This window comes from Stenotrophomonas sp. STEN008 (assembly GCF_056760435.1).
In genome coordinates, this window is sequence record NZ_JBRRET010000001.1 from 1 (window position 1) to 21,234 (window position 21,234).

Annotated in this window: 30 protein-coding genes; 15 read left to right on the forward strand and 15 right to left on the reverse strand. The window is 64.5% G+C overall.

Annotated elements, in window-relative coordinates; translation table 11 throughout:
- A partial coding sequence (locus ACVOME_RS00005; protein ID WP_481504571.1) for an autotransporter outer membrane beta-barrel domain-containing protein occupies positions 1 to 595 on the forward strand: 595 nt, incomplete at its 5' end.
- A gap of 82 nt (positions 596 to 677) precedes the next feature.
- On the opposite strand, the gene ACVOME_RS00010 is transcribed toward ACVOME_RS00005, so the two are convergent.
- On the reverse strand, positions 678 to 1,130 hold the full coding sequence (locus ACVOME_RS00010) for a PA2169 family four-helix-bundle protein (RefSeq protein WP_053517176.1): 453 nt from the start codon (positions 1,128 to 1,130) through the stop codon (positions 678 to 680).
- 458 nt (positions 1,131 to 1,588) lie between these two features.
- Between ACVOME_RS00010 and ACVOME_RS00015 the strand changes: the two genes are divergently transcribed.
- A complete protein-coding gene (locus tag ACVOME_RS00015) occupies positions 1,589 to 2,086 on the forward strand; it encodes a YciE/YciF ferroxidase family protein (protein ID WP_065181611.1) in 498 nt (165 codons plus the stop codon).
- A gap of 50 nt (positions 2,087 to 2,136) precedes the next feature.
- Positions 2,137 to 2,415, forward strand: coding sequence for a hypothetical protein (locus ACVOME_RS00020; RefSeq protein WP_481504572.1), 279 nt, complete (start codon positions 2,137 to 2,139; stop codon positions 2,413 to 2,415).
- On the opposite strand, the gene ACVOME_RS00025 is transcribed toward ACVOME_RS00020, so the two are convergent.
- The 3 genes from ACVOME_RS00025 to ACVOME_RS00035 are packed head-to-tail and all read right to left on the reverse strand — an operon-like array spanning position 2,416 to position 4,410.
- Positions 2,416 to 3,177, reverse strand: a complete 762-nt coding sequence (locus ACVOME_RS00025; RefSeq protein WP_053517171.1) for a DNA-formamidopyrimidine glycosylase family protein — start codon at positions 3,175 to 3,177, stop codon at positions 2,416 to 2,418.
- Positions 3,170 to 3,940, reverse strand: a complete 771-nt coding sequence (locus ACVOME_RS00030) for a DUF72 domain-containing protein (RefSeq protein WP_065181609.1) — start codon at positions 3,938 to 3,940, stop codon at positions 3,170 to 3,172. The genes ACVOME_RS00025 and ACVOME_RS00030 overlap by 8 nt, the downstream gene beginning before the upstream one ends.
- Positions 3,937 to 4,410, reverse strand: a complete 474-nt coding sequence (locus ACVOME_RS00035) for a BLUF domain-containing protein (protein ID WP_053517167.1) — start codon at positions 4,408 to 4,410, stop codon at positions 3,937 to 3,939. Before ACVOME_RS00035 ends, ACVOME_RS00030 begins: the two co-directional genes overlap by 4 nt.
- A gap of 235 nt (positions 4,411 to 4,645) precedes the next feature.
- Between ACVOME_RS00035 and ACVOME_RS00040 the strand changes: the two genes are divergently transcribed.
- On the forward strand, positions 4,646 to 4,960 hold the full coding sequence (locus tag ACVOME_RS00040) for a KGG domain-containing protein (protein ID WP_053517166.1): 315 nt from the start codon (positions 4,646 to 4,648) through the stop codon (positions 4,958 to 4,960).
- A 58-nt stretch (positions 4,961 to 5,018) separates the two neighbouring features.
- Here ACVOME_RS00040 and ACVOME_RS00045 read toward each other — a convergent pair whose 3' ends face one another.
- The 4 genes from ACVOME_RS00045 to ACVOME_RS00060 all read right to left on the reverse strand — a co-directional run bounded on the left by ACVOME_RS00045 (position 5,019) and on the right by ACVOME_RS00060 (position 8,590).
- Positions 5,019 to 6,506 carry an FAD-dependent oxidoreductase gene (locus tag ACVOME_RS00045; RefSeq protein ID WP_481504573.1) on the reverse strand — a complete coding sequence of 496 codons (1,488 nt, stop codon included), beginning with the start codon at positions 6,504 to 6,506 and terminating at the stop codon, positions 5,019 to 5,021.
- A gap of 120 nt (positions 6,507 to 6,626) precedes the next feature.
- Positions 6,627 to 7,535 carry a manganese catalase family protein gene (locus tag ACVOME_RS00050; RefSeq protein ID WP_053517164.1) on the reverse strand — a complete coding sequence of 303 codons (909 nt, stop codon included), beginning with the start codon at positions 7,533 to 7,535 and terminating at the stop codon, positions 6,627 to 6,629.
- A 30-nt stretch (positions 7,536 to 7,565) separates the two neighbouring features.
- Positions 7,566 to 8,087: a ferritin-like domain-containing protein gene (locus ACVOME_RS00055; RefSeq protein WP_053517162.1), complete on the reverse strand. Its 522-nt coding sequence runs from the start codon at positions 8,085 to 8,087 to the stop codon at positions 7,566 to 7,568.
- Positions 8,088 to 8,251: 164 nt separating this feature from the next.
- On the reverse strand, positions 8,252 to 8,590 hold the full coding sequence (locus ACVOME_RS00060; RefSeq protein ID WP_229765803.1) for a hypothetical protein: 339 nt from the start codon (positions 8,588 to 8,590) through the stop codon (positions 8,252 to 8,254).
- Positions 8,591 to 8,781: 191 nt separating this feature from the next.
- Between ACVOME_RS00060 and ACVOME_RS00065 the strand changes: the two genes are divergently transcribed.
- A complete protein-coding gene (locus ACVOME_RS00065) occupies positions 8,782 to 9,174 on the forward strand; it encodes a response regulator (RefSeq protein ID WP_053517160.1) in 393 nt (130 codons plus the stop codon).
- 42 nt (positions 9,175 to 9,216) lie between these two features.
- On the opposite strand, the gene ACVOME_RS00070 is transcribed toward ACVOME_RS00065, so the two are convergent.
- From ACVOME_RS00070 to ACVOME_RS00080, 3 genes are all read right to left on the reverse strand, one after another.
- Positions 9,217 to 9,645, reverse strand: coding sequence for a BLUF domain-containing protein (locus ACVOME_RS00070; protein WP_053517158.1), 429 nt, complete (start codon positions 9,643 to 9,645; stop codon positions 9,217 to 9,219).
- A gap of 123 nt (positions 9,646 to 9,768) precedes the next feature.
- Complete coding sequence (locus ACVOME_RS00075; protein WP_065181605.1) at positions 9,769 to 10,263, reverse strand: hypothetical protein; 495 nt, start codon at positions 10,261 to 10,263, stop codon at positions 9,769 to 9,771.
- Between the two features lie 7 nt (positions 10,264 to 10,270).
- Positions 10,271 to 11,434, reverse strand: a complete 1,164-nt coding sequence (locus ACVOME_RS00080) for a zinc-dependent alcohol dehydrogenase (RefSeq protein ID WP_065174470.1) — start codon at positions 11,432 to 11,434, stop codon at positions 10,271 to 10,273.
- Positions 11,435 to 11,584: 150 nt separating this feature from the next.
- Here ACVOME_RS00080 and ACVOME_RS00085 point away from each other — a divergent pair, with 150 nt between their 5' ends.
- From ACVOME_RS00085 to ACVOME_RS00105, 5 genes are all read left to right on the forward strand, one after another.
- Positions 11,585 to 11,779 (forward strand): hypothetical protein, encoded by a 195-nt coding sequence (locus tag ACVOME_RS00085; RefSeq protein WP_053517152.1) that lies wholly within the window; start codon positions 11,585 to 11,587, stop codon positions 11,777 to 11,779.
- 100 nt (positions 11,780 to 11,879) lie between these two features.
- A complete protein-coding gene (locus tag ACVOME_RS00090) occupies positions 11,880 to 12,518 on the forward strand; it encodes a DUF6766 family protein (protein WP_053517150.1) in 639 nt (212 codons plus the stop codon).
- A gap of 3 nt (positions 12,519 to 12,521) precedes the next feature.
- Positions 12,522 to 13,094: a cysteine hydrolase family protein gene (locus ACVOME_RS00095; protein WP_481504574.1), complete on the forward strand. Its 573-nt coding sequence runs from the start codon at positions 12,522 to 12,524 to the stop codon at positions 13,092 to 13,094.
- 74 nt (positions 13,095 to 13,168) lie between these two features.
- Positions 13,169 to 13,810, forward strand: coding sequence for a glutathione S-transferase family protein (locus ACVOME_RS00100; protein WP_065181604.1), 642 nt, complete (start codon positions 13,169 to 13,171; stop codon positions 13,808 to 13,810).
- A 251-nt stretch (positions 13,811 to 14,061) separates the two neighbouring features.
- Positions 14,062 to 14,817, forward strand: a complete 756-nt coding sequence (locus tag ACVOME_RS00105; RefSeq protein ID WP_322522602.1) for an SDR family oxidoreductase — start codon at positions 14,062 to 14,064, stop codon at positions 14,815 to 14,817.
- Between the two features lie 52 nt (positions 14,818 to 14,869).
- On the opposite strand, the gene ACVOME_RS00110 is transcribed toward ACVOME_RS00105, so the two are convergent.
- Entirely contained in the window at positions 14,870 to 15,277 is a 408-nt protein-coding gene (locus ACVOME_RS00110; protein WP_065181602.1) for a hypothetical protein, read from the reverse strand.
- Positions 15,278 to 15,460: 183 nt separating this feature from the next.
- Between ACVOME_RS00110 and ACVOME_RS00115 the strand changes: the two genes are divergently transcribed.
- On the forward strand, positions 15,461 to 15,853 hold the full coding sequence (locus tag ACVOME_RS00115; protein WP_065174465.1) for a DoxX family protein: 393 nt from the start codon (positions 15,461 to 15,463) through the stop codon (positions 15,851 to 15,853).
- Between the two features lie 178 nt (positions 15,854 to 16,031).
- Positions 16,032 to 16,649, forward strand: coding sequence for a hypothetical protein (locus ACVOME_RS00120; RefSeq protein WP_197600686.1), 618 nt, complete (start codon positions 16,032 to 16,034; stop codon positions 16,647 to 16,649).
- 25 nt (positions 16,650 to 16,674) lie between these two features.
- Here ACVOME_RS00120 and ACVOME_RS00125 read toward each other — a convergent pair whose 3' ends face one another.
- Together ACVOME_RS00125 and ACVOME_RS00130 are read right to left on the reverse strand one after the other, a co-directional pair.
- Entirely contained in the window at positions 16,675 to 17,457 is a 783-nt protein-coding gene (locus ACVOME_RS00125) for an SDR family oxidoreductase (protein WP_197600687.1), read from the reverse strand.
- Positions 17,454 to 17,780 carry a nuclear transport factor 2 family protein gene (locus ACVOME_RS00130; RefSeq protein WP_065174462.1) on the reverse strand — a complete coding sequence of 109 codons (327 nt, stop codon included), beginning with the start codon at positions 17,778 to 17,780 and terminating at the stop codon, positions 17,454 to 17,456. The genes ACVOME_RS00125 and ACVOME_RS00130 overlap by 4 nt, the downstream gene beginning before the upstream one ends.
- A gap of 99 nt (positions 17,781 to 17,879) precedes the next feature.
- Here ACVOME_RS00130 and ACVOME_RS00135 point away from each other — a divergent pair, with 99 nt between their 5' ends.
- The 3 genes from ACVOME_RS00135 (at position 17,880) to ACVOME_RS00145 (ending at position 20,618) form a co-directional block, all read left to right on the forward strand.
- Positions 17,880 to 18,815, forward strand: a complete 936-nt coding sequence (locus ACVOME_RS00135; RefSeq protein ID WP_197600688.1) for a LysR family transcriptional regulator — start codon at positions 17,880 to 17,882, stop codon at positions 18,813 to 18,815.
- A 384-nt stretch (positions 18,816 to 19,199) separates the two neighbouring features.
- A complete protein-coding gene (locus ACVOME_RS00140; RefSeq protein ID WP_196768732.1) occupies positions 19,200 to 20,003 on the forward strand; it encodes a type I restriction enzyme HsdR N-terminal domain-containing protein in 804 nt (267 codons plus the stop codon).
- A gap of 357 nt (positions 20,004 to 20,360) precedes the next feature.
- The gene (locus ACVOME_RS00145; protein WP_197600690.1) at positions 20,361 to 20,618 is read left to right on the forward strand and encodes a cysteine peptidase family C39 domain-containing protein; all 258 of its coding nucleotides are present in this window, start codon (positions 20,361 to 20,363) and stop codon (positions 20,616 to 20,618) included.
- Here ACVOME_RS00145 and ACVOME_RS00150 read toward each other — a convergent pair.
- On the reverse strand, positions 20,534 to 21,154 hold the full coding sequence (locus ACVOME_RS00150) for a radical SAM protein (protein WP_065181597.1): 621 nt from the start codon (positions 21,152 to 21,154) through the stop codon (positions 20,534 to 20,536). The two genes, ACVOME_RS00145 and ACVOME_RS00150, sit on opposite strands and share 85 nt — an antisense overlap.
- Between the last annotated feature and the right edge of the window lie 80 nt (positions 21,155 to 21,234).

Genomic DNA, 21,234 nt, shown 5'->3' on the forward strand with positions numbered 1-21,234 from the left:
GGGCGGCTTCGGTCTGCGCGGTGGCGTGGCCTGGAGCAAGCACGAGGCAGAGAGCACCCGCGAGCTGGCGTTCGCAGGATTCAGCGACACGCTCACCGGCCGTTATGACGCGCGTACCCGCCAGGCTTTCCTCGAAGCCGGCTACCGTTTCGGCTCTGATGAAGGCGGCCTGGAGCCCTACCTGCAGGTTGCCCGCGTCGAAGTGGACCTGAAGCGCATCAACGAGCGGGGCGGCGCCGCCGCACTGCAGGGCGAAGTGGAAGACACCCGTACTACCGTGGCGACCGCTGGGCTGCGCTTCGACAAGGGTCTGAAGGCGTCCTTCCAGCAGGACAGCTGGCTGCACCTGCGTGGCGCGGTGGGTTATCGCCGGGCCTCCGGCGACCGCAGCCAGGTGGCCAACCTCGCCTTCGCCAACGGTGGCGGCGCATTCGCCGTCAGCGGAGCGCCGATCGCCGACAGCGCTGTCGTGGCCGAGCTGGGGCTGTCCGCGTGGCTGCCCCCGCGGCAGTCGCTGGAGCTGGGCTACAGCGGCCAGTTCGGCAGCGAGAGCCGTGACCATGGCGCCACGGCGCGCTGGTCCGTGCGCTTCTGATCCACGTTCAACTTACCTGCTGAAGAGCATTGGGGCGGCCTGGGGCCGCCCCTTTTTTCTCCGGAGAATGCAGCCCGCTCGATCAGGCTGCCTTCATCGCGTGCTTCCGCGCACGCATCACGTTGTGGCATTCCTGCACTTCCGGCAGCAGCTGGGTCACTTCCTGGCGTACCGCCGGCGGCAGGCCCTCATCCTTCAGCGCGTCCTTGAAAGCTGCCAGCAGGCGGTCTTCCGATTCTTCCAGCTCGGCCACGTAGCCATAGTTGGTGTCGCCGAACGCTGCGCGCACCTTGCCGTAGAACTGCTGCATCGAGCCGACCAGGGTGCCGTGTTCGGCGGGCTTGCCACCGGTGGCCGCAACCGCGCCACTGAGTGCCGACACGATGCGGCCCTTGACGCCGGCAATGCGGGTGAACAGTGCCGCCAGCTCGGCGTCCTTCACCTTCGTGGCCGCCTCTTCGTAGAACGACTTGCCGTCGCGTGCGATCTCGATCAGGTCGTTGAGACGATGTTCGATGGTGGACTGGGTGCTCATGTTCTGCTCCTGAAGTTCAGATTCGTTGGGAACGGACAACGGTGTGCGTTGCCTGCATCACTACCTTGGACAAAGGAATGTGGCCCCGGGGTGAGCGTCGTTTGATGCATGCATCACGTCGCTCAACGCGGCCTGACCGCCGCTACCAGGGCACGAAAAGGATGATCCCGGTAATCAACAGCACGGCGGCCAGCACTCCCAGCAGCACCTTCCCTTGTCGCCAGCTCGGCGTCGGTTTTCCTGGCGTGTTCATCGTGTTTTCTCCTGTCGATGCGGACGCTGGCAGCCTGATGCATACGCCAGCGTCGGCACGTGCACGCCATGTGCATCGCGCGTGCACATGTGAGGGCCCTGCATGGACCATGCCGGTGGACAGCGATATCGCGCTCACCGCATGTACGCCGGGCATCAACGCCGGGCCCGCTAGGGTCATCATTCCTTCCCGACTGGAGCCGCACATGGCCATCAAGACTGCCGAAGACCTGTTCATCCACGAACTTTCGGACATCTACAGCGCCGAGAAGCAGCTGACCAAAGCCCTGCCCCGCCTTGCCCGTGCGGCCGAGAATCCGGATCTCGCCGCCGCCTTCGAAACCCATCTGGAGGAAACCCAGGGCCAGATCGAGCGGATCGACCAGGTGGTCGAGACGCTGGGCATCCGTCTCAAGCGCATCAAGTGTGCAGCGATGGAAGGGCTGGTGGAGGAAGGCAAGGAAGTCATCGACAGCATCGACAAGGGACCGGTGCGTGATGCCGCACTGATCGGTGGCGCCCAGAAAGTCGAGCACTACGAGATCGCGTCGTACGGCACCATCGCCGCGCTGGCCAAGCAGCTGGGCTACAAGGACGCGCTCCCCCTGCTGCTGGAAACACTGGCCGAAGAAAAGTCGACCGACGAGAAGTTGACCCTGCTGGCCAAGGGGGGCGGCAACGCCAAGGCAGCACAGGCCGCCTGAGTTCCACTGCGATACGCCGCCAGGGACGGCGGCGGCAACAGGAGATCCCGATGCATCCGGATATCATCGGCTGGATGGCGACCCTTGTGCTGGTCGCCACCTTGCTCAGGCAGATGGTCAAGCAGTGGCGTTCGCCACATCCCGAGACACTGTCACGATGGTTGTTCGCAGGCCAGATGGTGGCCTCGGCGCTGTTCACCCTCTACAGCCTGATGCTGGGCAGCAGCGTCTTCGTGGTGACCAATCTGCTTCTGTTGGCGACGGCTCTGCTTGGGCAGGTGTTGGCGCGGCATCGCCAGAGGCAGCCCCCCCTCCCTCCCCCCTGTTGATCACCGCTGGCGGATACCGGCCGGCCCGGGATCGCCGAACAGGACCTGATCGCGGGGACAGAAAAAGCTGCGTCGCCGGGTTCTGCCCAGATACTGCTTGCTGACGGGGCCGCCACATCGCGGACAGCTGCGTTTGGCATGCACCTGCCAGTGCTTCTTGAGCTCGTGGCGACGCTTCCATTCCAGGAACTCGTAGCTGTAGGTCCTGGCTTCGCGGATCAGTGAACCCAGCCTGCGCGGCGGCAGGTCACCCACACGCGTGGCCGGGTGTACGCCGATCCGGAACAGCACTTCGTTCTTGATGATGTTGCCAACGCCGGCAAAAACGTTCTGGTCCAGCAGTGCGTCGCACACCAGGACGTCAGCCATCGCTTTCAGGCGGCGGCGCGCGAGCCGGGGGTCCCACGCATCGCTCATCACATCGGTGCGCCAGTCGTAGGCTTCTTCCAACGGGCCGTCGATGAGTTTGACCGAACAGGCATAGAGGTTCAGTTCGCCGGCATCGAACCTCAGCGATACGCGCGGAGGCGAAGGCTTGCGCTCATCGATGCGCCAGCTGCCGAACAGCATCAGATGGATCCGCAAGGTATGCGTGCCGAACTCCAGCAGGAAGTGCTTCCCCCAACTACGCACGGATCGCACGCGCTGCCCTGCAAGCATGGACAGGTCAATCCGGCTGTTGCCCCCGACATGTCGCAGTATCTGGCCGGTGAACATCTCGGCGGCCTCGCGCAGCAGCACGATGGAAGGGCCTTCAGGCATGGCCGTGTTCTCCGAGCAGTGCCTGCAATCGCAGTGCATTGCTGACCGCATGGCCCTGCGCCGTGTTGTCCAGGATCATCCAGGCGCAATGGCCGGCACGCGCGCGGTCCCTGAGCAGCCCGGCCAGCCGTGCCAGTGTGGTCTCGTCATAAGCGCTGCGATAGATATCCGGCTGGCCGTGCCATCGCCAATAGCTCCAGCCGCGGGCCCCGCCCGGCTCGCCCGCCTGCGCGACCCGCGCCGGGTCCGCCGCCACGCGCGCGATGTCATGGACCGCCAGCAGCGCATCCACCTCGGCACTGAACCAGGACGGATGTCGAGGCTCGCACGCCACCTGCCTGCGCGTGCGCCGACGCAGATCGTGCAGAAACGGTTCGACGTGCTGCGGCTCGTACGCCAGGCTGGGAGGCAACTGCAACAGCAGCGCACCCAACCGGCTGCCGAGTTCTTCCACCGCAGCCAGGAACGGGTCGAGCAGCGGGCCGGCACCGCGCAGCCGCTGCTCGTGCGAGATGGAACGCGGCATCTTCACCGTGAAGCGGAAATCGTCCGGAACGGAAGCGGCCCAGCGCCGATAGGTCTGGGGCAGGTGCGGGCGATAGAACGAGGAGTTGATCTCGACCAGAGAAAGGCGCGTGGCGTAGCGCTGCAGCAGACTGTCACCTCCACCGAAACTGGAGCGATCCGCCGCCGACAGGGACCATCCTGCGCAACCGATGCGTATCCGCGTTCCGGCAGGGTGCGGTTCCACCCCAGCGCTCATGACCCGCTCCCACCAGCAGGCGCAGCCTGCATCATCGGTCCGCCCTGATCGGCTCGCAGGAGAGGCGCCGTCAACAGCTGCAGCCTGTCCAGCGCGCTGGTCGGAATTCCGCTGGCCGTGCTGCGCACGAACCCGGTCCAGTCGGACAGGGCCACCCTGCCGAGTGCCGTGTGCTCCACCTGCAGCCAACCCATCCGCCAGTGCGAGAACTGGCGGCGACCGATACGACCACGGTTGAGCTCGACCACACTGTGATGGCTGCTGCTGTCGAGGATGCGCCGCCACGCGGCGTCCACGCCCTGCTGTGGCCCCTCCAGATACTGAAGGAAGCGATGACCATCGAACAGAAGCACGCCGGTGATGTCCGCTGCTTCATTGAATGCCACCGCGTCGTTGACGAGACCGCGCAGCCGTTCCGCGCTCAATGAGGCAACGGCTTCGCTCGCATAGGCAATGGCACGCAGAGGCATGGGGGCACCGGTGATTGCAGGGGTCTCTACCTTAGTCCTTGCTACCGAAGGTGCGGTGATTCCGGCGTGCAAGCCGCGTTCAAGTGCGGGGCCGGCTGTGCGCTCGTGGTGATGGCATGAGGAATACGGCAAGCGCGGACGACATCGTGTTGCCGCATGAAGCACCGCCGGCTAGCGGCGGATGTGGATGATGGTCGGTGCCGTCAATACGACGGCTCAACACTGGAGACATTCCATGGCCAACCAGAATCAGAACCAGGGCAACAGCAACCGAGGCTTCGCTTCGATGGACGAGGACAAGCAGCGCGACATCGCTGCCAAGGGCGGACGCGCTGCGCATGAGTCGGGCAACGCACACGAATTCAGCCCGGAGGAAGCCCGTGAAGCCGGCCGCAAGGGCGGCGAATCCGTAAGCCAGGATCGTCAGCACATGGCCGACATCGGTCGCGAGGGCGGGCAGGCGAGCCGCGGCGGCGGAAACCGGGGCGACGGTCAGCAACAGCAACAGCAGCAACGCGGCGGCAATAACCGTGGCGGCCAGCAGCGCTGATCGGTCGTGACCGGATGCAACAGCGGATGGGCGGGCAACGTTCCCGCCCATCTTCACATCAGCGGCGCGGCTCCAGTCCCGTCCGGGCCGGACCTTCCAGCAATGCGCCGGTCGCGCTGAAGCGGCTTCCGTGACAAGGGCAGTCCCAGCTGCGCTCCAGCCCATTCCACTGCACCAGGCACTTCAGATGCGGGCATACCGCTGACATCACATGCACATCGCCCGCGTCGTCGCGATGCACGGCCAGATGATCGCCGCCCACCTGGACGACCACGCCCTCACCTGGCGCGATGTTCGCCGTGCGCATGTGTGTCGCCCGCATCCGGTCCGCGATCAGATGCTTGGCGACGGTCGCGTTGCAGCGGGCCCATCCGGCAATCGAACGCAGCGGTGTGAACCGCATGGGACTGAACAATCGCGCCGCATCGGTCTGCACACCCTGGATGCCCTCGCAGATGGCATGCGCCGCCACACCTGCCCAGGTCAGGCCGTCAGCACCGTAACCGGAGGCTATCCAGACGTTGTCATGGGCACTGTTGCCGATGAAGGGCAGCCGGTCTGCCGGCCGGAACTGCTGCGCCGACCAGCTCACGGATGGGCCTGACACAGCGAAATGGTGCTGCAGATCCGCCTCGAGGGCTGCGCAGGGATCTGTGGCGGGGGTCTCTCCGACGCGGTGCGATTCACCCACCATCACCAGCCAGGGCGCGCCGTCCGGCCCGGTCGCACGCCGCAGGGAGCGGTGCCGGTCCGCAATCCAGTGAATACCGGCGGCGGGCGGCCCGGAGACGGGCGCGGCCACCGCGTATTCGCGATAGCACTCCATCTCTGCCTGTACGAGATTGAAGCCCGCAGGTGAGTGGGTAGCGAGTACGAAATGGTCGGCGCGGATCGAGCCATGCCGTGTGCTGGCGATACCCGCCTCGGGATCGAGCGCGGTCAACGCGGTGTGCTCATGGATCCGGACGCGGCCTGACAATCGCATGGCAAGTTCAGTGCAGAACGCAGCCGGGTCGAACTGCGCCTGCCCCTCGAGCGTGAAGGCGTGGCCCAGCGTGAACGGAAGTCCGTGCTGCCGATGCCGGCACGGCAGGCCGGCGCAGGTGTACGCCTGCAGCTCCCTCTCGAACTGCAGTGTCGCCTGCCGGTCCCGGCCCTGGACTCCGTACTGCATCGGGACCCGGTCGAAACCGCAACGCAGGTCGTATCGTCTGACCAGCAGTTTGATCGCACGGATCGCCTGGGCGCGCCACCGCACCACGCGGGACACGACATCGCCTCCCCAGCGCGCGACCAGATCCGCCATGTTCGAAACCGGTGCATACAGATTGCCCGTCGACAGACCCGTATTACGCGAAGCAATGCGTCCCGCGTCCACCACCACGACGTCCAACCCGCAATCGGCAAGCCGGGCTGCAGTCAGCAGGCCCGTCATCCCCGCGCCCACCACCAGCACCTGCGTGCGCAGGTCGCCCTGTGCCGGCGGACAGGGATGGCTCTGCATCATCTCCAGCCACAGGCTGGTGCGTGGGCGCGGGTCGTTCATGGTCACTCGTCTCCCTCCGGAGAACCGTTTATGGCGATCAGGGGGTGAAGCGGCGGCGGCCTCGCTGTGTACGTTCTGTCGGCCATGTATCCGTTACAGGGTGCCGCGCCCATCGCTGCATCATGGCTCGCGCGCCGGAAGATCCAGCGCACCCGAGCCGGGACCGGCACCCAGCTCGGCACCGGTCGCCGGCCTCGCCTCTGGATCAGACATCGTGCGCACCGTCATCGCCTGCACGGCAGCCTGTTCACGTGTGTCCAGTTCCACCGAGGCGCTGCCGTCGCCGCCATCCAGGGCCATCTGCGCATCGCGGTCGTCAACGCGCTCCCAGAGCTCGCCGCTGTTCCAGCTCCCCTGCAATCCCTCCGATCCTTCGCCCTGCGACAGGTCCACGTACAGATCCGTGTAGGCCGGGTCACCGGGCAGCTTGCCGGGCGGGAAGTTGGGCTGGATGCTGTGCAGCGCCTTCTCGAATGACTTCATATGTGCCACCTCGCGGGTCATCAGGAAGCGCAGTGCGTCCTTGATGCCGGGATCGTCGGTGACGTTGATCAGGCGCTCATAGACCAGTTTGGCGCGGGCCTCGGCGGCAATGTTGGAGCGCAGGTCGGCACTGGGGTCACCGATCGTATCGATGTAGGCGGCAGTCCACGGCACCCCGCTGGAGTTCACCAGCGCAGGACCGGCACCGTAGAGGATCTGCTCTGTGTGGCTGGTGCTGTTCTGCCCCAGCAGCCGCATGTCCTCGGCCTCTGCCAACGCCTCGGACTGTATCGCCTTGGGCCCGCGGTTCAACAGCGCGATGATGGTGCCGATGATTTCCAGGTGGCTGATCTCTTCCGTGGCAATGTCCATCAGCAGATCCTTGCGCCCGGGATCACACTCCGCCAGCCCCTGGGTGAAGTAGCGCATGGCCGCCGCCAGTTCGCCCTGCGGCCCGCCGAACTGCTCCAGCATCAGCGTGGCCAGCTGCGGGTTCGACGCACGCACGCGTACGGTGTACATCAATTTTTTGTGATGGAAAAACATGGCAATCTCCAGTAGCGGGCACGCCCTGTCCTAGCGCTTGGCTTCAGCACCGGGGGTTTCATCACGGTTGAGGAAGGCACCGACCAGGCCGTCCTGGTGATCTTCCAGCCAGCGCGCCATGGCAACCTCCTCCTGCAGGATCTGCCCGCACACGGCAGCGATGTCGGCAGCGCCGGCACGCTCGGCGGCGATGATCAGGGCGCGGTACGTGGCGATCTCGGTATTCTCGAAACCAAAGGACAGACCCAGACCCTTCACGACCTCATCCTCCATCAGGCTGTTTCCGGCCGCGTGGATGGCGGCCGTCAGGCTGGCGAACACGCCCTTGGCCGTGGGCACGCTGCCACCCAGTGATTCAATGCACTGGCGCAGCGATGCAGCCTGCTGCTGGGTCTCCTGAACGTGCTGGGCGATACGCGCAGCCAGCGCGGGATAGTTCTCGATACGCGAGGCCATGGCCTTCATCATGGTCTCGGCTTCCTGCTCCATTGCGTAGGCGTCCTGCAACCACTTCAGCAGGCGCTCGCTGCGAGCCGTAGTCTTCTCGGACATCACGACACTCCGGTGCGGGGCAACATGCCACCGCGGATCATGCTGAAGGCGTGTCGATCAGCTGCACGTGGTCATGCGTGAGCGGTTTCCAATGGCGCGTCAACATGACGCCGATGCCGCGCTAACACCCTTGCGTCGTGCTGTCCATTGCCGCCGATGCGCGCTCAGGCCTGCAGCACGGATGAGGGAGCCGCAGGCGGCATCGTGTACGTGCGCGCGGCAGCGGCCGGCCGGCCCTCCGCAGCGGACAGCACCTGCATGACCCGATGCTCGGCTCGACGCTGCGTGACCTCCACGCCCACCACGTAGACGAAGCGGCCATCGAACTTGGCCTGTGCGCCGTCGAGACCGTCTGCCAACAGCAGTGCCCGCTTCAGCGACTTCATCCAGGCGCGGGAGGGCACCCCGTCAAGTTCGACGACGACTGCCGTCCCACCGCAGGCGAGCGGCATGCTTTCCACGCGCAGCACCTGGGGCGCAGACAGGGATCCGGAAGCGTTCATTGGGCGACTCCTCGTGCGGGGACGGCGGCAGTATCCACAGTGATCGCCAAGGCATCGTCAACGTCGCCGGCCCATCCGTGCACGCTGCCTGCACGGCACGCGCGGCTTCGCGTCGACACCACATCATCTCCGCATCGCCTTGATGGCCTGCGGCGGACACTGTCGTCCCCACGGCTCTATAGACCTACCTCATGCCTCGCACGACCGGCCAGCCTCCCTGCAATCTGCTTCTGGTGGAGGACCAGTTCGATCTGGCGGCACTGATGGAACAGGCACTTGAGGACAGTGGCGACCACGTCACCCATGCCTACAGCGTGTTTGACGCCCTCGGCCTGCTGGACCGTCAACGGTTCGATGGCGCGGTGCTGGATGTGGAACTGCGCGATGGCGTGGTGTTTCCGGTAGCCGACCGCCTGGCCGAACTGAAGATTCCCTACCTCTTCGTCTCTGCGGTGTACGACCAGCTGGTACCTGCGCGCCACCGGCGTGCCCCCTTCGTCGCCAAGCCGTTCCACATCGAGGGCCTGCAACGCGCTGTCCGTCAGACGCTCTGCAGCGATACGGCGGCGGGAGGCCAGCGCTGAACCAGATCGTGCAGCAGCGAAACACGCGCCGCCGACGACGGCTCAGGCCGCGCGGGCGTAGGGCTCGACCACGGCAAGCAGCCGCTCCATCGCCGTTGCATCCTCGTGACCGTCGGCAGCGCGCAGGATGAAGCTGGTCCAGTCCGCCCGGGCGATGTCCCGCAGGATGTCAGACTCTGTATGCAGGCATCGCATTGGCCAGAACGGCAACCGGCGCTGACCGACTCGACCGTGGGCCAACTCGATGATGCCACCATGGCTGCTGGCACCCGTCACCCGTGAGTAGGCCACCTCCAGTCCATCCGGTGGGCCTTCCATGTACTGCAGGAACCGCTGCCCATCAAACAGCAGCACACCGGTTACACCCGCGCCTCGATTGAAACGCGCGGCGTCGGCCATCAGGGATTCCAGCTTCCCGGCCGTGAAACCCTCGCTGGCCTCACTGATGTAGACGATGGCTCTGTTCGGCACAATCCGGCTCCTGCTCCCACAAACATCGAGCCTATCGTGCTTCCCGTTCAGCGCCTGTATACACGTACCGTGACCCGGTCACACTCCGCTGCATTCATACTCGTGTCGGCGGCCGCAACGCGGTCATCGCGAAAGAGACCGGTCTGCGCGCAGGCAGTGCCGCAGTTCCCACAGCCATGACAACGCAACCACCATCGCCGGCAGCAGCGTGAGCACCCAGTCCTGCGCCGGCGCCGGGCGCCATTGCAGTGCCCACGCCGGTTCAGCGTGATGGGCTACCCAAAGCACGAACAGCCACGGTGCCACATCCAGCACGCTGTGCACATGCTGCTCGGCCGGACTAATGCGTCGCCGGCCATCCGCGCTGGCGGTATCGAGATACCCCGCGATCGCATGGGCGGCCGCCAGCACGGCAAGCAACACCGCCAGCGCCCGCGTATCGGCCAGCAGCAACCAGGCCAGCACACCAGTCCCCACAAGCCCCAGCTGCACCCCATGCAGCGTGCTCTCGCGCAGGCCCGAGGTGTGGGGCAGATCGGTGCGGCGATGAAAATGGAAGTCCAGCGTGCCTGCGGCAAGCCACAGCACGTACAGGACCATCATGGCCGAGGCGCTCATGCTGCTCTCACGGCGTAAGCACGATCTTGCGGCAGTCATCGTCCTTGGCATCGAACATCGCGTAGCCCTGTGCGGCGTCGGCCAGCCGCATGCGGTGGGAGATGATGTCGCCCGGGTCGAGGCGGCCCTCCATGATGGCATCCAGCAGTTCCGGCATCAGGCCCTGCACATGCGTCTGTCCCATCTTGAAGGTCAGGCCCTTGTCAAAAGCATCGCCGAGCAGGAAGCCGTGGATGAAACCGGCATAGACGCCGGGAATGCTGATCACGCCGCCTCTTCGCGCGGCCGCGATGCACTGCCGGATCGCCACGCCACTGCTGCCTTCCAGCTTGACGGTGGTCAGCGCTGTTTCCAGTGCACTGCCTTCGGCCTCGAATCCGACGGCCTCGATGCAGGCATCCACGCCCCGGCCACTGGTCTGGCTGAGGATGTAATCGGCAGGATCCGGAATGTCCCTGAAATCGATCGGAATGACGCCGTAGGCATCCCGTGCATAGTCCAGCCGGTAGGACAGATGGTCGACCATGAAGATGGTTTCCGCACCCAGCAGGCGGCAGCATGCTGCGCTCATCAGGCCGACTGGACCCGCTCCGAAGATGGCCACGGTCGAGCCCGGCCTGATGCCCGCGTTGAGTGCAGCCTGGTAGCCGGTGGGCAGGATGTCGGACAGGAACAGGACCTGCTCGTCCGCCACACCGTCCGGAATCCGCAGCGGGCCGATGTTGGCCTTGGGCACGCGGACAAATTCAGCCTGCCCCCCGGCCACGCCCCCGTACAGGTGGCTGTAGCCGAACAGCGCTGCAGGAGGCAGCAGGCCTTTCTGGTTGAGCGCCGCCCCCTTGCCGGGATTGGTGGTCTCGCAGGCGGCATACTCGGCCAGGCGGCAATGGAAGCACTCACCGCAGGCAATCACGAACGGGATCACCACGCGGTCACCGGCGCGCACCTGGGTGACGGCGCTGCCGACCTCTTCCACGATGCCCATGAATTCATGGCCGAGCACATCGCCATCATGCAGGTCCGGGATCTTGCCGCGATACAGGTGCAGGTCCGAGCCACAGATGGCTGTCGCGGTCACGCGCAGGATGAGATCGTCATCCTGCGCCAGCACCGGATCGGGAACTGTCTCGACGCGCACATCCCTGCGGCCGTGATAGGTCAGTGCCTGCATCGTGCTTCTCCAAGGGAACGGACCTGCAGGATCGCAGCCCGCCCCCTGCGGGCAGAGTGACCGCACGGTGTGCGGGATGTTCATTCGACTGCGCCATTGCGTTAACCCGGACGCGCGCAGGCTGGAGCCTCCATCCACGGGAACACTGCCATGAGCAACAAGCTGCCGTTCAACCCCACCGTCGATGTCGATGACCAGGCCAAGGCACATACACCCGACAAGCGCCGCAACGACAACGCCAGATGGAAGGAGCACGACATGCCCGACGATGGCGATGGCCCCAAGGCGCGCCCGGATGACTATGAACGGCTCGATCCGGACCCCACCGGAAAGCGCCATCGCTGAGTCCGCCTCACGGACCGCATGCGCCGGATTCACGGATGTTTCGTGACCGGCCACGCAAGCTCACCGCATCCCCCATAGGATCTGCATGGCGAGGTGCTGCATGTGGAAGCGGAACGGTCTGTCACTGGTGCTGCTGGCTCTGACCGTGCTGTTCATTGCCGGCCAGGCACTGTCAGGACTGCAGGTGCACAACGAGGAGCTGGTCCACCACGGCCGCGCGCCGCTGGATCTGTGGCATTACCTGGCCAGCGGCCACTTCATCAGTGCCACCTTCGAGAACTGGGAAAGCGAGTTCCTGCAGATGGGCATGTACGTGCTGCTCACCGTCAGCCTGCGCCAGCGCGGCTCTGCGGAATCGCGCCCACTTGACCCTGCACAGGAACACGCACGGATCGAGCCCGGCCCGACACCCTGGCCGGTGCTGCGTGGCGGTATATGGAAGACGCTCTATGGACATTCACTGGCGATCGCCTTCGGACTGCTCTTCCTGGTCAGCTTCAGTCTGCACGCCGTCGGCAGCTGGAAGGCAGAACAGGTGGAACAGCAGTTGCAGGGGCTGCCCCCTCCGTCCTTCCTGCAGCATCTGACCAGCAGCACGTTCTGGTTCGAGTCCATGCAGAACTGGCAAAGCGAATTCCTGGCGGTACTGGCCCTGGTCGTGCTGACCATCTTCCTGCGGCAGAAGGATTCCCCGCAGTCCAAGCCCGTGCAGGCGCCGCATGCGCAGACCGGAGACTGAGCCATGCCACGCCAGAATGCCACGACCGCACTGCTGGTCATCGACATGTTCAGCCGCTTCGATTTTCCCGACGCTGGCGCGCTGGCGCCCCTGGCGGAGCGGGCCGCGACCCGCATCCGCAGGGTGCGTGACCATTGCGATGCCCGCCGCTGGCCGGTGATCCATGCCAACGACAACTTCTCCGACTGGCAACGGGATTTCCGCCAGCAGGTGGAGCAGTGCAGGCGGGACGGTGGCAGTGCCGCGCGCATCGCGGACAAGTTGGCGCCGGCCCCTCACCACTATTTCGTGCTCAAACCGAAGCACTCGGCGTTCCTCGCCACGCCCCTGCCGATCCTGCTGGCCAAACTGGGGGTCCGCCACCTGTGGCTCACCGGCATGGCGACCGATTCCTGCGTGCTGGCGACCGCGCTGGATGCCAACGCGCGGGAGTTCGAAGTAACCGTGGTGGCTGATGCCACCGCGGCGCTGCCAGCACGCAGGAGAGTGGCACTGCAGACGCTGGAGCGTTCAGGCGCCGCACGGATCGAGACGGTTGCCGGGCTGCTGTCCTCGCCGCGGCGAGCGCAGCGCTGAGCAACGGTCGATTTCCGGTCCTGCCGTTCGTCGACACAGGGAAGGCAGGCCTCCCGCCGGCCGGAGCACCTCCGATGACCCCGATCCTCACTGCCTTCGCCACCTCGCCCGATCGCGGCCAGGGCTTGGCCCGCGACATGCGCGTGCGCTGGGCACTGGAAGAACTGGGCGTGGCCTATGACGTCCAGCTGCTGTCCTTTGCCGAGATGAAGCAGCCGGCCCATCTGGCGCGCCACCCCTTCGGGCAGATCCCCACCTACCAGGAAGGCGAGCGGGTGCTGTTCGAATCCGGCGCGATCCTGCTGCACCTGGCCGAGCGCCATCGCGGCCTGCTGCCGGCCGGGGACAGCGCCCGCATGCGCGCGATCATGTGGATGTTCGCTGCGCTGAACACCGTCGAGCCGCCCATCGTCGAGCGATCCATGGCATGGCTGCTGGAACGCGAGCAGCCCTGGTATGCGCAGCGGCAGGTGATGCTGGACGAGCGCGTGCACGCACGGCTGTCCCAGCTGTCGGCATGGTTGGGCGACAGGACTTGGCTGGAGGACGAATTCAGCGTTGGCGACCTGATGATGGTGGCGGTGCTGCTGCGTCTTCAAAGCAGCGGCATGATCGGCGGGTATCCGACGCTGGCCGCCTACCTGGCGCGGGCCACGGAACGCCCTGCCTACCAGCGCGCATTCGCCGCCCAGCGGGCGGTCTTCCAGAGCCGGTAGCCCTGCATCGGGCGGGACCCCGATGCGCCGACACGGTTGACGCCTCACCAGGCTGCGCCTACAGTCTGCCCCGCAGCCCCGCAACGGCGCTGCCGCAGGCGTTATCGTCATCCAACGCGCCCACAGCCGGGAGGGCCTCAGCAGAGGAAACCCGGGCGACAGGCGCCACGGTACTGCCCTGCCCTTCGCTCCTGCGGGAGCGGATGCATCACGCCGTGGCCTTTCCCAAGACCCTCTGGAAAGGCATTCCCATGAACCTCACCGGCAACACCATCCTCATCACCGGCGGCAGCCGCGGCATTGGCCGTGCATTGGCCGAAGCGCTGCACGACCGCGGCAACCAGGTCATCATCACCGGCCGCGACCGGGCACTGCTGCAGGCGATCGGCGAGCAGCGCCCGGGCCTCGTCGCCCTGCCGCTGGAGCTGGGCGATCCTGCATCACTGGCGGACCTGGCCGAGATCGTCCATGCCCGCTTCCCCGGCCTCAACGTGCTCATCGCCAACGCGGGCATCTCCCGCCCGGAAAACCTGGCCAGCGGACACTGGGACGACTTCGATGCCGAAGCCATCATCGACACCAACATCCTGGGGCTGCTCCGCACCGTGGCCACGTTCCTGCCGTTGCTGACACAACAACGCAGCGCCACCTTGATGGCCACCGGTTCTGCGCTCGCCTTCCTGCCACTGGCCAGCTTCCCGACCTACTGCGCCAGCAAGGCGTTCCTGCATTCGTGGCTGGTATCGCTGCGTCATCAGCTTCGCCATCTGCCGGTGGAGGTGCTGGAACTGTCGCCCCCGTATGTGCAGACCGAACTGACGGGTGAGGCGCAGGCGACCGACCCGCGCGCGATGCCCGTGCAGGAGTACGTGCAGCAGGTTCTGCTGAAGCTCGAGCGCGGGGACCACCCGCGGGGAGAGCTGCTGCTGGAGCCGGACCAGGCACGACGCTGGGCCGAACGCGATGGCACCTACGACACGCTCTTCGCACTGATGAATCCAGCCTAGCGCAGGCACGGAATGCAATGTAGGCCGCCGCCGGCAGACGCCGGCGGTGGCTTCAGCGCGCGCTGCGCCGACAGGCCGCCTGCACCAGCATCAACTGCGCGACCAGGATCAGCATCGCGCATCCCGACAGCAACCACGGGTCGATGTACCACTGCGCGTTGAAGCTGAAGCTGCCTGAGGAAATGCGCTTCCAGCCGTTGAAGTGCTGCATCGCCGCCACCACGAACGCGAAGCCTCCCGCGGAGAAGGAGAGCCAGGGCACGACGATGCCGCCGGGCCGCGCGAACAGGGTCAGCACCCCCAGCACGCCGATGACCGTGCGCTGCACACGGCAATAGGGACAGACGTAGGCCAGCCCGCTCCACTCCACCGACCACGCCAGCAGGCTCACCAGCACAGCCACGGCGCCTGCGATGTACAGGATCTTCGCTGGAATCGTCATGCCGCCATCGTCTGCCATCCTGTGCCTCCTTCGTCTCCGGACCCGCGCAGGGTAGCGTGAAACGCGCCGTATGACCCCACCCCGCATCCCTGTGCGCGGAATGCTCTCAACGCGGGCTTCACCGGCTCTGGAGTCCGATCGGCCCATCTCCTGTGCCCTCGCGCACGGCCACCCTGCCTGTCTCCGCCTGAGGATATCGACGTGAACCACTCATCGCCTCCCCTTGCCATACTCGTTGCACGCGTACTGCTGATGCTGCTGTTCCTGGTCTCCGGCCTTGGCAAACTCGGCAACCTGGCCGGCACACAGAGCTACATGGAGACGATGGGCGTGCCCGGCATCCTGCTGTGGCCAACCATCGCGTTCGAGATCATTACCGGCCTGTGCATCCTGCTGGGCTTCCAGACCCGTCTGGTCGCCGCGGTCCTGGCCGCCTTCAGCCTGGTGACCGCCTTCATCTTCCATCACCAGTTCAACGATCCCACCCAGCAGATCATGTTCCTGAAGAACATGGGCATCGCCGGTGGCTTCATTCTGCTGGCCTGCACCGGCGCCGGCCGCTACAGCATCGATGGTCGCCGGCGTCGCGGATGAGGGCACGCTCGTCCATCTGAGGCTGACGGGGGTGGCAGCGTGTCGTTTTTCACCGCTCCCCCGCCTTCGCGATCTGCGCCGGCGCCCGACACCGCGCCGGTTGCGGCCCCCTGCCTTGCCTGCATCGGCGAGCCTGTGATTACGTGGTGCTCCAGATCGGCAACGCGCAAGGTCCTGCATGAGCGACACGGTGGATACCTTCTGCCCCTGGATCATCGGCCGTCCCTGCCTGCCGGTCGGCGAATGGGCGGACTGGTCACAGGTGCTGGTGGCAGTGGTGATCGGCTTCGCTGCCATCTATGTGCCCTGGCAGATGTCCCGCGCGCAGACCCAGCGCCGCATCACCACCTCGCTGACACTGTGCGGCATCACCCTCTTCCAGTTCCTGCAGGCGGCGAAGCTGGCCACGGATCGATCCGGCGACACACAGCTGTATCGCTACCACCGCACCTGCGGCATGGACATGCTCAACTCGCTGCGTCAGATTCCAACGCACGAGCTGATCGACTGGGATGTGATCCACGCACGTATCCATCTGGAGATGCGCTGCGTGCAGCTGATCGAGTACGCCGACAACTGGCATATCGAGCAGGAGGGCTTCGCGCGCCTGCCCGACAGTACGCTGGAGGAGCTGGCGCACCGCATCGGCCTGCTCCATGCAAGCCTGGATGAGGTGCGCGGCCTGCTGTTGCGCAGGCGGATGTTCTGGCCATGGCTCTCGCGCCGGATCGTTGCCTTCGAGCGGCTGCCGACAGCACCCGGGCCGGTCAGCCGGAGCGCATCAGCGATCCAATAAGGGTGGCCGACGCCAAGCCCGTCCATCACACGGTGGGGACCGTACCCCCATCGATCCGATACTCCGTCCCTGCGATCGACGCGGAGCGCGGGGAGGCCAGGAAAGCGATCAGGTCGGCCACCTCCTGTGGCTTGGCAGGTCGACCCACCGGAATCCCGCCCAGCCAATCCATCACGATCTTCCTGCCACCTTCGTAATCCGTTCCGGCCTCTGCGGCCATCCTCGCCGCGAACGCCACGGACGCCTCGGTCTCGATCCAGCCCGGCGCAACGCTCAGTACGCGCACTCCCTTGGGTGTCACCTCTCTGGCAAGCGACTTGCTGTACGTGGTGAGAGCGCCCTTTGCCGCAGCGTACGCAGTGGTGGACTCCGGCAGCGGCAGCACGCGCTGGATCGAGCTGACATGGATCACCACACCCGAACCCTGGTGCAGCATCGCAGGCAGCAGTGCACGGTCCAGGCGCACCGCGGACATGAGATTCAGGTTCAGCTCGGCGAACCAGTGCGCATCGCTAATGGCAGCGAAGCCACCACCGGGCGTGTTCGAGCCTCCGAGCACATTGATCACGATGTCCACACCTCCCCACTGCCGGAGGACGGCCTGCGCAAGGTGATCCGTGCCTTCCGCGGTCGACAGGTCGGCAGCGACGTAGGTGACGCCCTCGCGCGTCTGGGTGGGAATGGTACGCGCGGACGTCGTCACGCGCGCTCCGGCCTCCGCCAGGGTTTTCACAACGGCAGCCCCCAGTCCCAGCGTTCCTCCTGTGACCACTGCCCTCAGGTCCTTCAGTTGAAGGTCGAAGTTCATGCCGTGATCTCCAGCGATGCGATCCGGCCACGCTCCAGTCGAAAGCGGTACGTCAGAACCGTCGGGCTGCCGGGAAAGTCACCAGTGACGTCGGCCTGCACCCTGTGGATGTCGTCCTGCCGCTCGATGGCAAACGGCACACTCGTCGCGTGGTACCGGGCCGTTGCCTCGGCCATGAACGCCTTGATGGCATCGATGCCCACGTAGGTATGTCCGTCGTCCTTCATCACCGCGTGTGCCGTGAAGCACTGCGTCAAGGCGTCCGGGTTCTGCTCTGCCGCGAAGTACGCCGCAATGGGCTCGGGAAGGGTCAAGGCGCTCACGTTTCTGTCTCCTCGGGTGGATGGCCCGTAGGATGCTCACCCAGGCTAATTTATTGAATATCCTAGAATCCGGATGGGCTCTTTAGAAACGAGTACATAATGCGCGGATCCGACTTTGCTGAACTCAGGGCCTTTGTTGCCGTCGTGGAGCGTCAGAGTTTTGCGCGAGCCGCAGAGCATCTTGGCCTGTCGCCTTCGGCGCTGAGCCAGACGATCCGCCAGCTCGAAGGTCGCATCGGCGCCCGCCTTCTGAATCGCACCACGCGCAGCGTCGCACCCTCGGCAACGGGCGAACTGCTCTACAGGCGCATCGCCCCGCTGTTCCGGGAGATGGCTGCTGCAGTGGCGGATGCCGGTGAGGCGACGGGGCGGATGAGCGGCACGCTGCGCATCAACACGCTGGGCATCGCGGCAAGGACGGTCATCGCCCCACGGCTTGCGCGCTTCCATCGCGCGCATCCTGATGTCGTGCTCGACATCGTGGTCGACGATGCGCTGGCCGATATCGTCCGGGGCCGCTTTGATGCAGGCATCCGCGTCGGCGGCCAGCTGGAAAAGGACATGGTGGCCGTCCGCCTCACTCCCGACATGAAGATGATGGCGGTGGCATCGCCCGACTACCTCTCACGTCGAGGCACCCCCACCTCGCCGGCCGAGCTGCACGAGCACGCGTGCATCAACTGGCGACTCGAGATGGATGGCAGGCACTATCGCTGGGAGTTCGAGAAGCAGGGGCATCGGCTCGATGTAGCCGTCGATGGCCCTGTCATCACCAATCACGCTGACGTCGGCATTGCTGCTGCGCTGGGTGGGCTCGGCATTGCCTATCACTTCGAGCAGGACGGCGTAGGCGAACTGCTGGCCCAGGGGCGGCTGGTCAGGGTCCTGTCGGACTGGTCGATCTCACGCCCCGGGCTGTTCCTCTACTACCCGAGCCGGCAGCATCGACCCGCCCTGCTGGGCGCCTTCATCGACTGTCTTCTGGATCAAGGGCCATTCGAAGAAGGGAAGCAGACAGAGGTGCGGTCGCGCTGAGGATGGGGTGGGCGCAGCACTCACAAAATCCGACCATCTCATTGAATTTAAAAGAAATATGCCCCCTCCCTGATCTTTGACTCACATCTTGATTCGCTTTGAATAGGCCTGTGAGTTGCCTCCGAACCAAGCCCAATGGACTAATGGCCACAGCCGTATCGTCCCTCATCAGGCAGATGCATTCCGTAGGCGTCAGGACGATCTCGTCATCCTCGGGGGCCCCTGAAGCAGTGCCCGGCTCCTATTCCAGACTCCGTTCTTCAAGATGCTATTGAATCGGTGCAGGATCATCCTGGGCGGCAGCAGATGTACCCAGGCCCCTTGCAATCCATTGCGCGGGACTGGTCAAAGCATCAGTATCCGCAGACGACAACGGGAAGGAGCATGGATGTGCTGAAGATTCCAAAGAAGGTCTCGGACAGGTGGCCCACAACGGTAAGGTCGCTGGTCTCGGTCGCCATTTCCCACAAGACCAAGGATGTGTCTGAAGCCGATACGGTGACTCTGGTCAAGGACATGCTTGCCGACATCTTCGGTTACGACAAGTACAACGAACTGACTAGCGAGCAGCAGATCAGGGGAACGTTCTGCGACCTGGCGGTAAAAATCGATGGCAAGATCAGAGTTCTGATCGAAGTGAAAGCAGCAGCAATCTCGCTGAACGAGACACATCTACGCCAGGCCATCAACTATGGTGCCCACGAGGGCATCGAGTGGATCGTGCTCACCAACGCTCTGGAATGGCGCCTCTACAGAATCAAGTTCGGCCAACCCATCGAGTACGAACTCGTCTCATCGTTCTGCATAGCAGATGTCAACCTGAAGAACGAAGAAGACCAGCGAAAATTGTTCCTGCTCTGCAGAGAAGGAATCACCTCTGACGCAATGGGCCTGTATCACCAGCACATCTCCGTACTCAACAAATTCACGGTTGCGCAGGTTGTTCTCGGTGAGCCGGTCGTTTCTGTCATCCGCCGGGAGCTTCGCCGTCTTTTCCCGGAACTGAAGATCGAGTCGGAAGCAGTTGTCGAGCTTCTCAACAATGAGATTCTGAAGCGCGAGGTCCTGGACGGAGAGAAGGTGAAGGACGCCCAGCAGCGCATACGCCGCGCAGTCTCCAAGAATGCCAAATCGAAGGCAAAGAACGCTGTTTCGCCCGACACTGCGCGAGAGCCAGTACCGGGCTAGCTCCTAGGGAGCGCGCAACGCCTCTCCAGCTTCATGCCAAGGCGCGATGCTCCCTTTCGCGCCGACGAGGTCACTAGTGGGGGCGGCCACTCAAGGGAGGCCGCCCATCCGACCGGGGTCGGGATGAAAGAGACCGTTGCATGCACTCAGCTCCCGCCACATTCCCCATTGAGACGGGCTGCCAGAAGCCTGCCCGCAACCATCAGATCTGCCCGCGCGATGCTTCCCAGAACCAGCGCAGAACCGCGGCGACTCAAATCCAATGCACTCAAAACCGCCAGTCGTTGTATTTGATTTTCGAATGGTTGTTTGAGCCGCTTTTTGGCATCCAGAGACGTGTGCTTGAGGAAAATCCCAATGGCTGATGCCTCCGCATCTGCAGAGCAGAGGCGCCCCGATCGACATTCGCGAGCGGACGTCTGGACCGAACTCCGTTTTGGATGGGGTCGCGAAACGCCATTGATCCTGCAGGCAGAAACCGCTGAATGTGGGCCAGCCTGTCTGGCCATGGTCGCGGGGCACCACGGTCATCAGGTAGATATGCTGGGAATGCGGGCGAAATTCAGATCTCCGTACTCGCCTGGGGTCTCTCCATCGACGAATGGATCATCATGACTCCTGTCCGGCAATAGGAACCCCATATGACGGAACTTGAGCTCCTCAACAAAGTGGTCAAATGTCTCTTCAATCGGGATGTCGCGTCCAAGCACACTCAGTACGCCGATAGCACTGATCTTTCGCTCGGTCTCCAGCTCGTGAAGCCGCCCAACCGTGCGCGCGATCTTCTCATGCGATCCCTTCCCTTTATGGGTTACCCGGAATCTATCGTTGTACTCGGCTGGACCATCAAAACTAATGCCCACGGCAATACTGAACTCTGAAATCAGATCTTCCCACTCGGCCGTAAGGTGATATCCATTTGTCTGTATGCCAAGACTCAACCCGCATATGGGGGCCAACGTCTCATACAGAGCAGAAACCAGTCCCCTGAAATCGAGATCCCTCATCAGGGTGGGCTCCCCGCCGTGGAAGACGATGTTTACATTCCTGATGCCTAGATCCTCGACGCCACGCTTGATGTAATCAGCGACGGCTGAGAATTTGCCAGGCTTCATGATTGGATCGCGGTCCTTGTAGGAATCATCGCCCATGAAGAAGTACTAACAGTAGCTGCAAGCGAGGTTGCAGCGCTCGATCTTGATGATGACCTGCAGCTCATGTAGCTTCTGAA

Bases quoted from the DNA above. Each gene is read 5' to 3' on its own strand.
- ACVOME_RS00010 (WP_053517176.1), bottom strand. From the start codon at position 1,130: ATGAGCACCCAGTCCACCATCGAACATCGTCTCAACGACCTGATCGAG.
- ACVOME_RS00015 (WP_065181611.1), top strand. From the start codon at position 1,589: ATGGCCATCAAGACTGCCGAAGACCTGTTCATCCACGAACTTTCGGAC.
- ACVOME_RS00020 (WP_481504572.1), top strand. From the start codon at position 2,137: ATGCATCCGGATATCATCGGCTGGATGGCGACCCTTGTGCTGGTCGCC.
- ACVOME_RS00025 (WP_053517171.1), bottom strand. From the start codon at position 3,177: ATGCCTGAAGGCCCTTCCATCGTGCTGCTGCGCGAGGCCGCCGAGATG.
- ACVOME_RS00030 (WP_065181609.1), bottom strand. From the start codon at position 3,940: ATGAGCGCTGGGGTGGAACCGCACCCTGCCGGAACGCGGATACGCATC.
- ACVOME_RS00035 (WP_053517167.1), bottom strand. From the start codon at position 4,410: ATGCCTCTGCGTGCCATTGCCTATGCGAGCGAAGCCGTTGCCTCATTG.
- ACVOME_RS00040 (WP_053517166.1), top strand. From the start codon at position 4,646: ATGGCCAACCAGAATCAGAACCAGGGCAACAGCAACCGAGGCTTCGCT.
- ACVOME_RS00045 (WP_481504573.1), bottom strand. From the start codon at position 6,506: ATGAACGACCCGCGCCCACGCACCAGCCTGTGGCTGGAGATGATGCAG.
- ACVOME_RS00050 (WP_053517164.1), bottom strand. From the start codon at position 7,535: ATGTTTTTCCATCACAAAAAATTGATGTACACCGTACGCGTGCGTGCG.
- ACVOME_RS00055 (WP_053517162.1), bottom strand. From the start codon at position 8,087: ATGTCCGAGAAGACTACGGCTCGCAGCGAGCGCCTGCTGAAGTGGTTG.
- ACVOME_RS00060 (WP_229765803.1), bottom strand. From the start codon at position 8,590: ATGAACGCTTCCGGATCCCTGTCTGCGCCCCAGGTGCTGCGCGTGGAA.
- ACVOME_RS00065 (WP_053517160.1), top strand. From the start codon at position 8,782: ATGCCTCGCACGACCGGCCAGCCTCCCTGCAATCTGCTTCTGGTGGAG.
- ACVOME_RS00075 (WP_065181605.1), bottom strand. From the start codon at position 10,263: ATGAGCGCCTCGGCCATGATGGTCCTGTACGTGCTGTGGCTTGCCGCA.
- ACVOME_RS00080 (WP_065174470.1), bottom strand. From the start codon at position 11,434: ATGCAGGCACTGACCTATCACGGCCGCAGGGATGTGCGCGTCGAGACA.
- ACVOME_RS00085 (WP_053517152.1), top strand. From the start codon at position 11,585: ATGAGCAACAAGCTGCCGTTCAACCCCACCGTCGATGTCGATGACCAG.
- ACVOME_RS00090 (WP_053517150.1), top strand. From the start codon at position 11,880: ATGTGGAAGCGGAACGGTCTGTCACTGGTGCTGCTGGCTCTGACCGTG.
- ACVOME_RS00095 (WP_481504574.1), top strand. From the start codon at position 12,522: ATGCCACGCCAGAATGCCACGACCGCACTGCTGGTCATCGACATGTTC.
- ACVOME_RS00100 (WP_065181604.1), top strand. From the start codon at position 13,169: ATGACCCCGATCCTCACTGCCTTCGCCACCTCGCCCGATCGCGGCCAG.
- ACVOME_RS00105 (WP_322522602.1), top strand. From the start codon at position 14,062: ATGAACCTCACCGGCAACACCATCCTCATCACCGGCGGCAGCCGCGGC.
- ACVOME_RS00110 (WP_065181602.1), bottom strand. From the start codon at position 15,277: ATGGCAGACGATGGCGGCATGACGATTCCAGCGAAGATCCTGTACATC.
- ACVOME_RS00120 (WP_197600686.1), top strand. From the start codon at position 16,032: ATGAGCGACACGGTGGATACCTTCTGCCCCTGGATCATCGGCCGTCCC.
- ACVOME_RS00125 (WP_197600687.1), bottom strand. From the start codon at position 17,457: ATGAACTTCGACCTTCAACTGAAGGACCTGAGGGCAGTGGTCACAGGA.
- ACVOME_RS00135 (WP_197600688.1), top strand. From the start codon at position 17,880: ATGCGCGGATCCGACTTTGCTGAACTCAGGGCCTTTGTTGCCGTCGTG.
- ACVOME_RS00140 (WP_196768732.1), top strand. From the start codon at position 19,200: ATGGATGTGCTGAAGATTCCAAAGAAGGTCTCGGACAGGTGGCCCACA.
- ACVOME_RS00145 (WP_197600690.1), top strand. From the start codon at position 20,361: ATGGCTGATGCCTCCGCATCTGCAGAGCAGAGGCGCCCCGATCGACAT.
- ACVOME_RS00150 (WP_065181597.1), bottom strand. From the start codon at position 21,154: ATGGGCGATGATTCCTACAAGGACCGCGATCCAATCATGAAGCCTGGC.